The organism is Leifsonia stereocauli (assembly GCF_038432415.1).
In the GTDB taxonomy this organism is placed as follows: domain Bacteria; phylum Actinomycetota; class Actinomycetes; order Actinomycetales; family Microbacteriaceae; genus Orlajensenia; species Orlajensenia stereocauli.
Genome location: NZ_JBCAUN010000002.1, coordinates 13,686 through 28,502 on the forward strand (window position 1 = coordinate 13,686; position 14,817 = coordinate 28,502).

The 14,817-nt window shown below is 70.0% G+C and carries 14 protein-coding genes; 9 read left to right on the forward strand and 5 right to left on the reverse strand.

Features of this window, described 5'->3' with window-relative positions; translation table 11 throughout:
- The first annotated feature begins 3 nt into the window (after positions 1-3).
- Entirely contained in the window at positions 4-372 is a 369-nt protein-coding gene (locus AADV74_RS08930) for a hypothetical protein (RefSeq protein ID WP_342113179.1), read from the forward strand.
- Entirely contained in the window at positions 369-1,841 is a 1,473-nt protein-coding gene (locus AADV74_RS08935; protein WP_342113181.1) for a sodium/solute symporter, read from the forward strand. Before AADV74_RS08930 ends, AADV74_RS08935 begins: the two co-directional genes overlap by 4 nt.
- Before the next feature lie 185 nt (positions 1,842-2,026).
- Here AADV74_RS08935 and AADV74_RS08940 read toward each other — a convergent pair whose 3' ends face one another.
- Positions 2,027-2,671, reverse strand: a complete 645-nt coding sequence (locus tag AADV74_RS08940; protein ID WP_342113183.1) for a GNAT family N-acetyltransferase — start codon at positions 2,669-2,671, stop codon at positions 2,027-2,029.
- Positions 2,672-2,788: 117 nt separating this feature from the next.
- Between AADV74_RS08940 and AADV74_RS08945 the strand changes: the two genes are divergently transcribed.
- The 4 genes from AADV74_RS08945 to AADV74_RS08960 all read left to right on the forward strand — a co-directional run bounded on the left by AADV74_RS08945 (position 2,789) and on the right by AADV74_RS08960 (position 6,430).
- Positions 2,789-3,001, forward strand: coding sequence for an Rv0909 family putative TA system antitoxin (locus AADV74_RS08945; protein WP_342113185.1), 213 nt, complete (start codon positions 2,789-2,791; stop codon positions 2,999-3,001).
- Positions 3,002-3,066: 65 nt separating this feature from the next.
- Positions 3,067-3,723, forward strand: coding sequence for a TetR/AcrR family transcriptional regulator (locus tag AADV74_RS08950; RefSeq protein WP_342113187.1), 657 nt, complete (start codon positions 3,067-3,069; stop codon positions 3,721-3,723).
- Positions 3,720-4,424 carry a hypothetical protein gene (locus tag AADV74_RS08955; RefSeq protein ID WP_342113189.1) on the forward strand — a complete coding sequence of 235 codons (705 nt, stop codon included), beginning with the start codon at positions 3,720-3,722 and terminating at the stop codon, positions 4,422-4,424. The genes AADV74_RS08950 and AADV74_RS08955 overlap by 4 nt, the downstream gene beginning before the upstream one ends.
- Positions 4,421-6,430 carry a YhgE/Pip family protein gene (locus AADV74_RS08960; RefSeq protein WP_342113191.1) on the forward strand — a complete coding sequence of 670 codons (2,010 nt, stop codon included), beginning with the start codon at positions 4,421-4,423 and terminating at the stop codon, positions 6,428-6,430. Before AADV74_RS08955 ends, AADV74_RS08960 begins: the two co-directional genes overlap by 4 nt.
- 120 nt (positions 6,431-6,550) lie before the next feature.
- Here the strand turns inward: AADV74_RS08960 and AADV74_RS08965 are convergent, their stop codons facing one another.
- Together AADV74_RS08965 and AADV74_RS08970 are read right to left on the reverse strand one after the other, a co-directional pair.
- Positions 6,551-7,837, reverse strand: coding sequence for an adenylosuccinate synthase (locus AADV74_RS08965; RefSeq protein WP_342113193.1), 1,287 nt, complete (start codon positions 7,835-7,837; stop codon positions 6,551-6,553).
- Positions 7,838-7,844: 7 nt separating this feature from the next.
- A complete protein-coding gene (locus AADV74_RS08970; RefSeq protein WP_342113195.1) occupies positions 7,845-8,489 on the reverse strand; it encodes a DUF3151 family protein in 645 nt (214 codons plus the stop codon).
- Positions 8,490-8,897: 408 nt separating this feature from the next.
- Between AADV74_RS08970 and argG the strand changes: the two genes are divergently transcribed.
- On the forward strand, positions 8,898-10,328 hold the full coding sequence (gene argG, locus AADV74_RS08975) for an argininosuccinate synthase (RefSeq protein ID WP_342113197.1): 1,431 nt from the start codon (positions 8,898-8,900) through the stop codon (positions 10,326-10,328).
- A gap of 36 nt (positions 10,329-10,364) precedes the next feature.
- Here the strand turns inward: argG and AADV74_RS08980 are convergent, their stop codons facing one another.
- Positions 10,365-11,936, reverse strand: coding sequence for a carboxylesterase/lipase family protein (locus AADV74_RS08980; RefSeq protein ID WP_342113199.1), 1,572 nt, complete (start codon positions 11,934-11,936; stop codon positions 10,365-10,367).
- 28 nt (positions 11,937-11,964) lie between these two features.
- Entirely contained in the window at positions 11,965-12,702 is a 738-nt protein-coding gene (locus AADV74_RS08985; RefSeq protein ID WP_425287279.1) for a TrmH family RNA methyltransferase, read from the reverse strand.
- A gap of 126 nt (positions 12,703-12,828) precedes the next feature.
- Here AADV74_RS08985 and AADV74_RS08990 point away from each other — a divergent pair, with 126 nt between their 5' ends.
- A complete protein-coding gene (locus AADV74_RS08990) occupies positions 12,829-14,124 on the forward strand; it encodes an Nramp family divalent metal transporter (RefSeq protein ID WP_342113203.1) in 1,296 nt (431 codons plus the stop codon).
- A 22-nt stretch (positions 14,125-14,146) separates the two neighbouring features.
- Positions 14,147-14,788, forward strand: coding sequence for a metal-dependent transcriptional regulator (locus AADV74_RS08995; protein WP_342113205.1), 642 nt, complete (start codon positions 14,147-14,149; stop codon positions 14,786-14,788).
- The last annotated feature ends 29 nt before the right edge of the window (positions 14,789-14,817 follow it).

A 14,817-nucleotide genomic window follows, 5' to 3' on the forward strand; every position in this document is an offset into this window, starting at 1 on the left:
CGGGTGACGGCACCGCAGACCTCGGCGTCGCGCAGCAGCCTCGGCGCCCTCGGTACGGCGACGGGCACGGGGTCGACCCCGGCGGTCCGACCGCAGCCGTCGGAGGCGGACAGGCTGTTCGTGCGCTCGCTCATCCGCTCCCAACTGCGCCTCGCCGTGGTCTGCGCGCTGGGCTTCATCGTGTCCCTCGCCGCGATCATCGTCGTCTCGGCGTCACCGCTGCTCGCTGATGCGGCCTGGGCGGGCGTTCCCCTGCCGTGGATCGTTCTGGGGTTCGGCGCCTATCCCGTGGTCCTCGTCATCGCCGTGCTCTACAGGCGGGCATCGCGCCGCAACGAGAGCGGCTACAGGTCGCTGGCCGAGGACTCGTGAACGCCGCCCTCGGTTACGTCTCCATCGCCCTCGTGGCGCTGGCAACGGCGCTCATCGGCTTCTACGGGCTCCGGGTCTCGCGCACGACGAGCGACTTCTACGTGGCCTCCCGCACTGTGCGCCCCTGGTGGAACGCCTCGGCCATCGGCGGCGAGTACCTGTCTGCTGCCAGCTTCCTGGGCATCGCCGGGCTCATCCTGCTGTCGGGCTCGGGCGGGTTGCTGTTCCCCATCGGCTACACAGCCGGCTACCTCATGCTGCTCCTGTTCGTGGCGGCGCCCCTCCGGCGTTCCGGCGCGTACACGATTCCGGACTTCGTGGAGGCGAGGCTCGAGTCGCGCTCGGCCCGGCGCCTCACCAGCGTGATCGTCATCGTGGTCGGCTGGTTCTACATCGTGCCGCAGCTGCAGGGGGCGGCGCTCACCGTGAACATCACGACGGGCCTGCCGCCGTGGGTGGGGTCGGTGGCCGTGGCCATCATCGTCGGCATCGTCGTCGCGGCCGGCGGCATGCGCTCGATCACCTTCGTGCAGGCGTTCCAGTTCTGGCTCAAGCTCGTCGCCATCGCCGTTCCGGTGGCCTTCGTCCTGCTCGCCGTGACCGACGGAACACCGACCTCCCTCGATGCCGGCGTCGCCTTCCCGGCATCCGTCGGCCCGGAATCGCTCGATGTCTACCGCACCGTCTCCCTGCTCGTGGCATTGCTGCTCGGCACGATGGGCCTCCCCCACGTTCTCGTGCGCTTCTACACGAACCCCGACGGCGACGCCGCGCGCACGACGACGCTCATCGTGCTCGGGCTGCTCTCGCTGTTCTATCTCTTCCCGGTGATCATCGGCCTGCTGGGCCGCGCCTTCGCCCCAGACATCGCCGACTCCGGAACCGCGGATGCGCTCGTGCTGCTGCTGCCCGGCCGGATGCTGCCCGGCCTGGTCGGCGATGCCGTCACGGCGCTCGTCATCGCCGGTGCCTTCGGTGCATTCCTGTCGACCACCTCGGGGCTCGTGGTCTCGCTGGCCGGCGTGATCAGCCAGGAGCTGTTGGGCGGCAGCGTGCGCGGTTTCAGGATCGCCGCGGTCGCCTGCTCGCTGGTGCCGCTCGCTGTCGCGCTCGTGACAGCGTCGTCGGGACTGGCCGGGAGCGTGGGTCTGGTGTTCGCCTTCACGGCGTCGACGCTCTGCCCGGTGCTGCTTCTCGGCATCTGGTGGCGTGGGCTCACGGCGCGCGGCGCTATAGCCGGCATGACGACGGGGGCGCTGTTGTGCGGGGCGGCGATCCTCGCGGGGCCGGCGATCGGGCAGGCCGTGCCCGCGCTCCGCACGGTGCTCGAGCTGCCGGCGGCCTGGACCGTGCCCCTGGCCGTCGGGGTGACGGTGCTCGTGTCTGTGCTCGATCGGCGCCGTGTTCCGCGCGGGGTCGACCACCTGCTGGCACGGCTGCATGTGCCGGAGCGGCCGGCGGTGCGCTGAGCCTCTCGCTCGCTGAGGCCCGGACGCAGTCCGCGGTCCTCCACCGCTCGCTGAGGCCCGGACGTCGAAGCGCCATCGAGTGCGCTTCGGGCGGTCGCTTCGCTCGGCCCTCAGCGAACGGGAAGGACAGAGGCCCCGAGCGCAGGCTCAGCGAGTGGGAAGGAGAGGGTCTGCGACCGGAAGTCTCAGCGAGCTGCGAGCGTCACCGGGTGGTCGCTCAGCGCACCGAGGCGGGCGAGGAGACCGGCGCGTACCGCCGGCCACTCGTCGATGATCACCGAGTAGACCGCCGTGTCCCGCCAGCTGCCGTCGGCCCGGGGCCGCTCTCGGCGCATGATGCCCTCGAACTGCGCGCCGAGCTTGAGGATGGCCGCGCGCGAGCGGTCGTTGAGCGCGTCGGCCTGGATCTTCACCCGGCCGAAGCCGCTGTCGAACGCGCGTCCGAGCAGCAGCAGCTTCGCCTCGGGGTTCACAGCCGTTCCCCACACCCGCGGGTCGTAGGCCGTCCAGCCGATGTGCGTCGACTCGAGGGGCAGGTCGAAGTCGGCCAGGGTGCTCGATCCGACGAGCAGTCCGTCGTGCGCACCGCCGACCAGACGGATGCCGTAGGGCTGGGCGAGCTCGGTGTCGAAGCGGTAGCCGTGCTCGGCCCACGCCAGGAATCCGTCGCGGTCCGCCCTGAAGCCCGCCGGCCCGCCGCCGAAGCCCCCGGCGAACACCTCGGGGTGGGCGAGAGCCTCGTAGAGCTCGGGCAGGTGCGCGCGCGTGAGCGGCTCGAGCCTGATGAATCGGCCGGCGATCGGCTCGAACGGAGGAAGCTCTGCGGTCATCCATCGATTCTGGCAGTCACCGGTGACGCGCGCCCGACCGTGCGCCCCGGCCTGTCGCCGGCGGCATCCGACGGCTAGCGTGAATGGAGAATCTCTCGACGATGAATGGAGACGGCGATGTCCGGACTGGATGACGTGACCAAGAAGGCCCAGGAGTTCCTGAACAGCGACCAGGTGAAGGGAGCCCTGAAGAGCGAGCAGGCTGAAGACATCAGCGACAAGCTGCTCGCCGGGGTGGCGGATGCCGCCAACAAGGTCACCGGAGGCAAGTTCGAGTCGCAGATAGACGGCGCGAAGGAGTCGGCCGACAAGGCGGTCGGCACCGACTGACCGCACTACTCACAGCTGGTTCCCAATAACTTGCACAGCGCTGTGCAAGTTATTACACTCGATGCATGACCTCCGCCGCTGTGGGCGCCCGCCGGGCTCCCCGGCGAGACGCCGAAGAGAACCGCACTGCCCTGCTCGATGCGGCGACCATCGCCCTCGGCTCCGATCCCGATGCCTCGCTCGAGGCCATCGCCGCTGCAGCCGGGCTCAGCCGCCGCGCGGTCTACGGCCACTTCGCCACTCGCGACGAACTCGTCGCGGCCTCCGTCGAGCGGGGCGCCCTGCGCCTCGCCGCCGCGACGGCCGACGTCGAGCGCGACGACGCCCGCGTGGCCCTCGCTCTGCTCGGTGCCCGCCTCTGGGACACCGTCGAGCAGGTGCGCGTGCTGGCGAGCCTCGCCGTGCGCGGCCCATCGCTCGCTGTCGTCGGCGAGGCCCTCGCGCCCGTACGCAGCCGCCTGCTGGCGATAGTGACGGCTGGAGCGGCATCCGGGACCATCCGCGACGACATCCAGGCGGCATCCCTCAGCCGCCTCATCGAACAGGCGGCCATCGCCGTGCTCGTCGAGGCCACCGAGAGCGGCTTCAGCCGCGACGACGGCCACCGGCTCGTCATGCTCATCGCCCTGTCGACGGCCGGACTGTCGGCGCACGAGGCGAACGAGCTGATCGACGCCACCCCGGAACTCCACCACCCCCTCCCCGAGGACGCAGCACTGTGAAGATCGAGCTCATCGGCGTGAGCAAGGGCCGCAACGGGTCGTCTCTCCCCGAGACCACCGTGCGATTCGAGACGGATGCCGCGACCCTGGCCCGCGCCGAGACCGAGCGCCGCCCCACGGTACTGGGGCTCCTGGCCTCTGGCCGCATGCGACCCGACACCGGGCGGGTGCTCATCGACGGCGCCGTCGACAATGCCGACCTGCGCACCCGCGTCGCCCTTGTCGACGCGCCCGACGTGAGCGACCCGGCAGCCGACGTCACCGTGACGGGCGTCGTCATGGAGGAGCTCATGTTCGCCGGCCTCCCGGGCAGTCGTCGAGACGCCATGCTCACGCTCGCGCAGCTGCAGCTCGGCGACTACGCGAAGACGAGCATGGCCGACCTGCCGCCCGCCGTGCGCGTCCGCCTGCTCACTGAACTCGCCGTTCTGCGCGACGGCGTCGAGGGACTCGTGATCGCCGCGCCGGACAGGCACGGCGGCGACCCACTCGACTGGTGGCGCATCGCCCGGGCCCTCGCCGCTCGGGGCTACGCGGTGCTCGTCATCGCCGGTGACGCCTCGGCTGCCGCGATCGGTGCCGAGGGTCTGCTCGCCAGGCTCGAGAGCGACTCCCGCCGGGCCGGATCACCACCGGCCGAATCACGCCAGACCGAATCAACACAGACCGAATCAACACAGACGGAAGGAGGTGCCGCATGAAGGTTCCGCAGATGATCGCCGCCGAACTCCGGCGTCTCACCTCGTCGCGCATGTCGGTCATCGCCCTCATCGCACTGGTGTGCGTTCCCGTCATCTACGGCGGCCTCTACCTCTGGGCGAACCAGGACCCGTACGCCAAGCTCTCCGAGATCCCCGTGGCCCTCGTCGTCGACGACACCGGCGCCGCCGACGGCAACAAGGGCGACGACGTGGCCGAGAACCTCGTCGATGCCGGCACCTTCGACTGGCACGAGGTCTCGGGCGAGACCGCCGAGGCCGGTGTCGCGAACGGCACCTACGACTTCAGCGTCACCTTCCCCGCCGACTTCACCACGGACCTCGAGTCGTCGTCGACGGACGACCCGCGCAAGGCCGAGGTGCTGCTCAGCACCAACGACGCCAACAGCTACCTCGCCAGCACCATCGGCGAGCAGGCCGTGAAGACCATCCAGACGCAGATCGTGAAGTCCGTCGGGAAGAACGCCGCGATCACCTTCCTCGACTCCCTGTCCGAGATCCGCGGCAAGCTCGCCGATGCTGCTGACGGCGCGTCGCAGCTGACGGATGGCGCCGCCCAGGCCGTGGACGGCAGCGCCCAGCTTGCCGACGGCGCCGCCGCGCTCGCCACCGGCACGGCGACGCTCGCCTCAGGCTCCTCGACTCTCTCGAGCGGCCTCTCCCAGCTCTCGGCCGGCGCAGGCCAGGCCGCGGACGGAGCCACGCAGCTGTCGACTGGAGCGTCGCAGCTCTCCGACGGTGCGGCGCAGACCGCCGCCGGGGCAGCCCAGGTCGCCGCCGGGAACGCCGCACTCGCCGCGCAGGCCGACGAGCTCGGCGCGAGGGTGGACGCCGCCGCCGCGGCCCTGCCACAGGCGAAGGCCGACATCCGTCAGCGTCTGATCGACGCTGGAGCCGATCCGGCGAATGTCGACGACGCGCTCGCGCTGCTCGACCCGCTCGACACCAGGATCGAGGAGGCGAACTCGACGATCCAGACGACTGTCGGCCAGATCGACCAGCTCTCCGATGGCGCAACGCAGGTGGCCGATGGAACGCAGCAGGTGGCGGATGCCTCCACGCGGCTGGCCGCCGGCGCGAGCACTCTCGCCTCGGGAACGAGCACTCTCGCCGCGAAGTCGGGCGAGGCCGCATCCGGTGCCTCCCAACTCGCCGCAGGCGCAGCGACAGCCGCCGGCGGGGCCGCCCAGCTCAGCAGCGGCGCGACCACCCTGGCCGACGGGCTGCCCGCCCTCGAGTCCGGCGCCGCCGAGCTGCGCGACGGCCTCATCGCCGGGCGCGACAAGATTCCGGACAGCACTCAGGCCACGCGCAACGCGCAGGCCTCGAACATCGCGGACCCCGTCACCCTCGAGACCGGCGCCGTCACGAGTGCCGGAAGCTACGGCGCCGGCCTCGCCCCGTTCTTCGCAGCGCTGGCCGGCTGGATCGGCATCTACGCGCTGTTCCTCATCGTGAAGCCGGTATCGCGCCGCGCCGTCACAGCCCTGCACTCGCCGATCCGGGTGACGTTGGCCGGCTGGCTCACGCCCACCCTGCTCGGCGCCGTGCAGATGTCGTCGCTCTACTTCGTGCTGTCGTGGGCGCTCGGCTTCAGGATCGAGAACCCGGCTGGCATGCTCGGCATCATGCTCCTCGCCTCGGCGACCTTCGCGGCCATCGTCCTCGCGCTGAACGTCTGGCTCGGCAGCGTCGGCCAGTTCCTCGGGCTGGTGCTCATGGTCCTGCAGCTGGTGACCGCCGGCGGCACCTTCCCGTGGCAGACTCTGCCCGGCCCGCTGGCCGCCCTCCACCACGTGCTGCCGATGGGCTTCGTGGTCGACGCCCTGCGTCAGGCGATGTACGGCGGCAACCCGGCTGCGGCCTGGAGCGACGTCGGCGTGCTGCTTCTGTGGCTGGTCGGGGCCTTCACCCTCGCGGCGGTCGGGGTCACGCGGATGACGCACCACCGCACCCTGCGCGACCTGCGGCCGAGCCTCATCGGCTAGGCCGGGGGCGGCGTCGCTTCAGCGCTCGCCGCGCAGCCCAGATGGCGAGCAGGCCGCCGACGGCGAGCACGGCGAGGGGTACTGCGATCAGCATCCGTTCACCGGTGGTCGGTCAGACGCTCAGTCGATGAGGTCGTGACGCACGACGATCTCGTCGCGGCCGGGCCCGACGCCGATCACCGAGATGCGCGACCCGCTCATGGCCTCGAGCGCCAGCACGTAGTCCTGGGCGTTCTTCGGCAGATCCTCGAAGGTGCGGGCCGAGGTGATGTCCTCGGTCCAACCGGGGAACTCCTCGTAGATGGGGGTCGCGTGGTGGAAGTCCGACTGCGACACGGGGACCTCATCGTGGCGCACGCCGTCGACGTCGTAGGCGACGCAGACGGGGATGCTCGGGATGCCGGTGAGCACGTCGAGCTTGGTGAGCACGAAGTCGGTGACGCCGTTGATGCGCGCCGAATAGCGCGCGATCGGGGCGTCGTACCAGCCGGTGCGACGCTTGCGACCGGTCGTGGTGCCGAACTCGAAGCCCTTCTCGGTGAGGAAGTCGCCCCACTCGTCGAACAGCTCGGTGGGGAACGGACCGGCGCCGACTCGGGTCGTGTAGGCCTTGATGACGGCGATGACGCGGTCGATGCGGTTCGGCGCGACACCCGAGCCCGTGACGGCGCCGCCCGAGGTGGCGTTCGACGAGGTCACGAACGGGTAGGTGCCGTGGTCGACATCGAGCATCGTGGCCTGGCCGCCCTCGAACAGGACCGTCTTGCCCTCGTCGAGGGCGCGGTGCAGCAGCAGGGCGGTGTCGGTGACCATCGGTCGCAGGCGCTCGGCGTACCCGAGCAGCTCCTGCACGATCTCCTCCACCTCGATCGCGCGACGGTTGTAGATCTTCACCAGCAGGTGGTTCTTGCTGTCGAGTGCTCCCTCGACCTTCTGGCGCAGGATGTTCTCGTCGAAGAGGTCCTGCATCCTGATGCCGACGCGGTTGATCTTGTCTGCGTAGGCCGGGCCGATGCCACGTCCGGTGGTGCCGATCTGGCGCTTGCCGAGGAAGCGCTCGGTGACCTTGTCGATGGTGCGGTGGTAGGCCGTGATGATGTGCGCGTTGGCGCTCACCTTGAGCTTCGAGACGTCGACGCCCCGGGCGATGAGAGCGTCGAGCTCCTCGAACAGCACCTCGATGTCCACGACGACGCCGTTGGCGATCACGGGGATCACGTTCGGGCTCAGGATGCCGGAGGGCAGCAGATGCAGCGCGTACTTCTCCGTGCCGATGACGACGGTGTGCCCGGCGTTGTTGCCGCCGTTGAACTTGACGACGTAGTCGAGACGCGAACCGAGCAGGTCGGTCGCCTTCCCCTTGCCCTCGTCGCCCCACTGGGCTCCGATCAGAACGATGGCTGGCATATGGGTGTCAGTCCTCTCCTCGAATGACGAAGGATTCCGTCGGAGGCATGGTGGCCGGGGCTGTCGCTCCGGGCGGGATGATGGTGATGAACTGCGTCGCCGTGTGCTCGGACTCGATGCGGGCGATGGCATCGGGATCGGCCGACGTGAGGAACCCGCCCAGGGCGTCGGCCTCGAAGACCAGGCCGATGGCGGCCGCGGCTCGGCGCAGGGCGTAGGCGGCGCGCAGCACGGCCTGGTTGGGGGCATGCGACCAGCTGACGGGGTCGCCCTCGCTCCAGCCGGCTGCCTCGAGCAGTTCGAGTCCGCGGCGGTGGGCGACGGTGGCATAGGCGTACGCCTCGACCTCGCGACCCTCGGAATGGGCGACGTCGGCGTGTTCCGCCCAGGCGAGCGGCGACGTGGAGTGGGCCAGGACGAAGCCGGGCAGCGCCTCACGATGCACGGACGAGACGAGCGAACGCACGACCTCGTCATCGGAGACGACGACGGATGCCGCGGGCTCATCGTCCACGGGAGCGCCGCTCTCGGAGACCTCGTGGGCGGCGTCCTTCACCAGGTCTTCATCGACCTCGGAGTGGTCGGTGCGGGGTTCGTCAGAGTCGTCCGCGTCGGGCGCGGATGCCACGAAGGGCGGGTTATCTCCGGTCACACTCCACCTTATCGCACGGGTCTCAGGCGGGCCGGAGGCGCGGAGGGACTGCCCTCGTCGAACCCCGTTAAACACAGAACGACCCTCCGGTGCGAGGTCGTGGATTCGGGTTTCACGACCTCGCCCGGGTGTTGTCGGTGATGACAACGGGTCTGAGAAGAGTGTGCCCCGTCCGGGGGCGCAGGACTACCCCCACTATGAGGGTCACTCACCTTTGCATCCGGTCATCATTGTCCGGTTTCGCGACGGATTTCGTCGTCTCGCGCTGGTTTCACGCATGAATGCGCGATCCACGCAACTGATTCCGAACGTCGCCGGATCGGCATCCGGGGCCGGCAAATGCCCCCTGACCGGGGTTCATATCTACGCGGTGCTGGCGCGGCACCGCGACGCCCTAAAATCGTAGGCATGTCCAAGGTCCTCACCTCCCTTCCCGTCGGCGAGCGCGTCGGCATCGCATTCTCCGGAGGGCTCGACACCTCCGTGGCCGTCGCCTGGATGCGAGAGAAGGGCGCGGTGCCCTGCACGTACACCGCAGACCTCGGCCAGCCCGACGAGCCCGACGTCGAGGCCGTCCCCGGACGCGCCATCGCCTACGGTGCCGAGCTCTCCAGACTGGTCGACTGCCGGGCCGCTCTCGTGGAGGAAGGACTCGTCGCGCTGCAGTGCGGCGCGTTCCACATCCGCTCGGGTGGAAAGACCTACTTCAACACGACGCCGCTCGGCCGTGCCGTGACGGGCACACTGCTCGTGCGCGCCATGATGGACGACGGCGTCGACATCTGGGGCGACGGATCGACCTACAAGGGCAACGACATCGAGCGGTTCTACCGCTACGGCCTGATGGCCAACCCGCGCCTGCGTATCTACAAGCCCTGGCTCGACCGCGACTTCGTCACCGAGCTCGGCGGACGCACCGAGATGAGCGAGTGGCTGAGCCACCGCGACCTGCCCTACCGCGACTCCGTGGAGAAGGCGTACTCGACCGACTCCAACATCTGGGGCGCCACGCACGAGGCCAAGACCCTCGAGCACCTCGACACCGGCGTGGAGAGCGTCGAGCCGATCATGGGCGTCGCCTCCTGGGACCCCGAGGTGGAGATCGCGACTGAGGACGTGGTGCTGCGCTTCGAGCAGGGGCGTCCCGTCGCCCTCAACGGCGACGACTTCGGCGGCGACGCCGTCAAGCTGGTGCTCGAGGCGAACCGCATCGGCGGCCGGCACGGACTCGGTGTCTCGGACCAGATCGAGAACCGCATCATCGAGGCCAAGAGCCGCGGCATCTACGAGGCACCGGGCATGGCCCTGCTGCACATCGCCTACGAGCGCCTCCTCAACGCGATCCACAACGAGGACACCATCGCGAACTACCACAACGAGGGGCGCCGCCTCGGGCGCCTCATGTACGAGGGTCGCTGGCTCGACCCGCAGTCGCTCATGCTGCGCGAGTCCATCGTCAAGTGGGTCGCATCGGCCGTCACCGGCGAGGTCACCCTGCGTCTCCGCCGCGGCGACGACTACACGATCATGAACACCACGGGACCGTCGCTCAGCTACCACCCCGACAAGCTCTCGATGGAGCGAGTCGGCGACGCCGCGTTCGGTCCAGAGGACCGCATCGGCCAGCTGACCATGCGCAACCTCGACATCGCCGACTCGCGCGCCCGCCTCGAGCAGTACGCCCACCTCGGCATCGTCGGCGGTGCGACGGCTGCGCTCGTCGGAGACCTCACGGAGGGCGAGGCGTCGGCGATTCTGGCCGGCTCCCCCGAGACCGATCTCGAGGCGGCGACGGATGCTGCCAACGAGGGCTCGGCCTTCGATCTCGGCACCGACTAGCCCCTGCTCGATCGCCGAGGTCCGGGCGGCTCGCGCTCAGGCGGGGGCCGGTCCGCGGACGAGGCGTGCGCGACCGAAGCTCTCCCACGCCTCGCGTCGCTCGCGCCGGGGATCGGCCTCGACCCTGTCGAGGTCGCTGATGATCAGCGTACGGCGCTCGCCCTCCTCGTAGCCCGGCCACGGCGGCTCCGGCTCGCCGCGCTCGGCGAAGGCGAGCCAGTGGCGCCGCATCCGCTCGCCGGCTGCCGCGTACGACTCATTGCCTCCGAGCGACGTCATGGCGCGGGCGAGAGGTTCGTCGAGCCTGTCGAAGAGCGCGAACATCTCGACGCCGTGGGTGGCGTCGAGTCCGACGAGCCGGAGCAGCCGCGGCGCGAAGTCGAAGCGATAGGCGAAGACCGGCGCGTGGCGGGAATGCAGGTCGGCGACCCGCGTGCTCGGAAACCAGAAGCCGTAGTCGCCGCTGAGATCGGCGGCCGGTCTGTGGGAGGGCAGCCCGGGATAGGCCTGGCGCAGCGCATCGGCGACCTCGGGTGACGCCTGCCCCAACAGCGCCGTGATGCGCGCAGAGCTGCGCGGGAGGATGTCGATGCGGCCGCGGAAGATCGACCCCTCGCGATCGTTCGTGCCGATGATCAGCGGGATGCGCAGCGCTCGACCGGCACTGAAGGCCGCCATCGGGCTCTCGGGCACGAGATCGGCGTCGATGACGGGCGCGAGGCAGAACTCCCCGGGATAGAGATCGGGCGTGCGGATCTGCAGCTGCACGCACGCGGCGATCAGGTCGTGCACGGGCGCCGCGACCAGCAGGTCGGATGTGTCGACCCCCGCCGCGCGTTCGGCCATGGCAGCGCGCAGCAGCTCGACGTACTCCGCGGCCCATTGAGCAGTGCGGGCCGCCGCATAGACGGCATCCGGAGGCGGGCTCTGGGCGATGGCCCGCGAGAACAGCCCATGAGCACTCGGCGTGGCCATGAGGGTCGTCACGGCGTTGCCCCCGGCCGACTCACCGAAGACGGTGACGTTGCGCGGGTCGCCGCCGAACGCGGCGATGTTGGCCTGCACCCAGCGCAGCAGGGCGAGCTGGTCGCGGAGGCCCAGGTTGTTGTCGAAGCGACGGGCGGCGGTCGAGTAGCGGGTGAAGTCGAGGTAACCCAGGGCGCCGAGCCTGTAATTGAAGCTCACATAGACGACCCGCCGGCTGTCGACGAAGCTCTCGCCCTGCCCGGAGAAGTCGCGGGAGGAACCCGAGTTGTACCCTCCGCCGTGGATGAAGACCGTCACCGGCAACGGGCCCTTCTCGCGCGCGCCGAGGATGGGAGCGCGAACGTTGACGGTCAGGCAGTCCTCACCTCCCGCGACCGTCGCGCGCGCACGACCGAGGCCGGATCTGACGCGCTGCGGGGCGATCTGGCCGTAGCTCGAGGCGTCACGGTTGCCGGCCCACGGCCGCACGGGAGCGGGCGACCTGAACCGCAGGAGTCCGAGAGGCGGAGCTGCGTACGGGATGCCGCGCCAGACCCTGGTGCGCCCGACGCGCACGCCGCGAACTGAACCACCCGTGACGCGCACGGTGGCGAGGCGCTCGTCGAGCAAGCGCCTGTCCATCAGAAGTCGTCGTCACCCATGCTGCTCATTACAGCACGGCGCGACTCAATTCGTTGGGGGTAGGGCGAGATCCCCACTGCAAGATCCACGAATGCATGGCGACGGCCGCGGCCGCGCTGGCGTTGATGGAGCGGGTCGACCCGTACTGCGTGATCTCGACGACGGCATCCGCCGCCGCAAGAGCCTCGGCGCTCATGCCGGGCCCTTCCTGCCCGAACAGCAGGATGCACCTCTCCGGCCAGTCGAAGGTCTCGATGGAGACGGAGCCCGGCACGTTGTCCACCGCGATGATGGGCAGCTCGCGTGCGCGCGCCCAGGCTACGAGGTCGGCGACGTCGGGGTGGTTCAGCACGTGCTGGTAGCGGTCGGTGACCATGGCACCGCGCTTGTTCCAGCGCCGGCGGCCCACGATGTGCACAGTGTCGGCGGCGAAGGCGTTGGCACTGCGCACGATGGAGCCGATGTTCATGTCGTGCTGCCAGTTCTCGATGGCTGCGTGGAACGGATGACGGTGCTCGTCGAGATCGGCGACGATCGCGTCCATGCGCCAGTACCGATAGCGGTCGATGACGTTGCGGGTGTCGCCGTCGCGCAGCAGCTCCGGGTCGAAGTGCGCTCCCTCCGGCCACTCCTCCTCGCCACCGGGCCACGGACCCACACCGTGCGTGCTGAGCTCGTTCGTCGGGTTGGGTGCTGCGTGGTTCTGCTCTGCGGTCGGGTTCTCGGGCACACCCAAGGGTACGGCGCTGCCGCTGTGTGAAGGCATCTCGGCGGCACCGTCCGCGCCATTCCGCGGATCCGCCGCCGCCCGCCTTCACACGGCGTGGGGATTGCCTTCACACGGCGGGGATGGGTACTTTTCGGCACGCCTAAAAGCGGCTAGGGTTTCGGTGTGCCGAAAGACGTGGTGGCGACGACGCCGGGGGATGCTCCCGCCACCGTCGCGCGCCCACCCCGCTCCGCAGCGGGCACGCGCGTCGTCTGGCTCATGGGTCCAGCGCTCGTGGCCGGCGTCGCCTACCTCGATCCGGGGAACGTCGCGAGCAACATGACCGCGGGCGCCCGCTACGGTTACCTCCTCGTGTGGGTGGTCGTGCTGGCCAACGGCATGGCGTGGCTCATCCAGTACCTCTCGGCCAAGCTCGGCATCGTCACGGGCGAGAGCCTGCCGCAGGTGCTGGGCCGCCGCATCCGTCGTCGTCCGGCTCGCATCGCCTACTGGCTGCAGGCCGAGGCGGTGGCCATGGCCACCGACCTGGCCGAGGTCATCGGCGGGGCGGTCGCGCTCAACCTGTTGTTCGGCATCCCCCTGGTGGTCGGCGGCGTCATCACCGGGCTGGTCTCGCTCGTGCTGCTCGCCGTGCACAGCCGACGCGGGCCGCGCACCTTCGAGTTCATCATCATCGGGCTCGTCGTCATCATCTCCATCGGCTTCTGCGTCGGCGTCTTCATCGCACCCCCGGATGCCGGAAGCGTGCTGGGCGGGCTGGTTCCGCGCTTCGAGGACTCGGGGTCCGTGCTGCTCGCCGCGTCGATCCTCGGGGCCACGATCATGCCGCACGCGATCTACGCGCACTCCGCGCTCTCCCGCGATCGCTTCGGCGGCCACGAGACCCGCACGGCGAACGGCGGCTTCAGCACCCGGCGGCTGTTGCGCGCCACCCGGTGGGACGTCTCGATCGCCATGGCCATCGCCGGCACGGTGAACCTCTGCATCCTGCTGCTGGCCGCAGCCAACCTCGCCGGGATCGCCGGGACCGACAGCCTCGAGGGTGCCTATGCCGCGATCGGCGCGTCGCTCGGCCCCCTCGTCGCCACCCTCTTCGCCGTCGGCCTGCTCGCCTCAGGACTGGCATCGACCTCTGTCGGCGCCTATGCCGGAGCCGAGATCATGGCCGGCCTGCTGCACGCCCGCATCCCCCTGCTGACGCGTCGCCTCGTCACGCTCGTGCCGGCCCTCGTGGTGCTCGCGATCGGCTTCGACCCCACCCTCGCGCTCGTGCTCAGCCAGGTCGTGCTCTCCTTCGGCATCCCGTTCGCACTCATCCCGCTCGTGATCCTCACGGCCCGCTCGAGCGTGCTCGGCCCGTGGCGCAATCACTGGGCGACGACGGCAGCCGGAGTGGCCGCGTCAGTGTTCCTGGTGACCCTCAACGGCGTGCTGCTGTGGCTCGTCTTCACGGGCTGAGACCACGGATAGTCTGAACGCGATGGCGAACACCTCCCCGGCGATCGAGGACTACCTCAAGACGATCCACGCCCACACCGAGTGGCAGCCCGAGCCGATCACGCCGTCGGTGCTCGCAACGCGGCTGGCCGTCGCGCCATCATCCGTCACCGAGATGGTGAAGAAGCTGGCCGCCCAGGGACTCGTCACGCATCAGCCGTACGGCGCGATCAGGCTGACGGATGCCGGGCTCTCGCGGGCGCTCGGCGTCGTGCGCCGGCACCGACTCGTCGAGACCTGGCTGGTGAGCGACATGGGCTACGGCTGGGACGCCGTGCACGACGAGGCCGAGGTGCTCGAGCACGCGATCAGCGATCGGCTGCTCGAGGCCATCGACACGCACCTGGGCAGGCCGGTCCGCGACCCCCACGGCGACCCGATCCCGCAGGCCGACGGCAGCATCGTCTCCGTGCCGACGGTGCTGCTCTCCGAGGCCCCGGCCGGGCATGCGGGAACGGTGGTGCGCATCAGCGACCGCGACCCTCTGCTGCTGCGCCGCCTGGCCGCCGGCGGCATCCGCCCCGGAGTGCTCGTGACGCTGTCGGGCGACACCCTCGACGGACCAGACGGGACGGCCGTCGAGCTGGATGCCGATGGTCGGGAGGCGATCTGGCTCACGGCCTGAGACCGTCTCCCGGCGGGATCGAGGCCGCG

Excerpts from the sequence above, each read along its gene's own strand:
- AADV74_RS08995 (WP_342113205.1), top strand. The coding sequence starts at position 14,147 with ATGGCGAACACCTCCCCGGCGATCGAGGACTACCTCAAGACGATCCAC.
- AADV74_RS08980 (WP_342113199.1), bottom strand. The coding sequence starts at position 11,936 with ATGGACAGGCGCTTGCTCGACGAGCGCCTCGCCACCGTGCGCGTCACG.
- AADV74_RS08950 (WP_342113187.1), top strand. The coding sequence starts at position 3,067 with ATGACCTCCGCCGCTGTGGGCGCCCGCCGGGCTCCCCGGCGAGACGCC.
- AADV74_RS08960 (WP_342113191.1), top strand. The coding sequence starts at position 4,421 with ATGAAGGTTCCGCAGATGATCGCCGCCGAACTCCGGCGTCTCACCTCG.
- AADV74_RS08945 (WP_342113185.1), top strand. The coding sequence starts at position 2,789 with ATGTCCGGACTGGATGACGTGACCAAGAAGGCCCAGGAGTTCCTGAAC.
- AADV74_RS08940 (WP_342113183.1), bottom strand. The coding sequence starts at position 2,671 with ATGACCGCAGAGCTTCCTCCGTTCGAGCCGATCGCCGGCCGATTCATC.
- argG (WP_342113197.1), top strand. The coding sequence starts at position 8,898 with ATGTCCAAGGTCCTCACCTCCCTTCCCGTCGGCGAGCGCGTCGGCATC.
- AADV74_RS08965 (WP_342113193.1), bottom strand. The coding sequence starts at position 7,837 with ATGCCAGCCATCGTTCTGATCGGAGCCCAGTGGGGCGACGAGGGCAAG.
- AADV74_RS08985 (WP_425287279.1), bottom strand. The coding sequence starts at position 12,702 with ATGCCTTCACACAGCGGCAGCGCCGTACCCTTGGGTGTGCCCGAGAAC.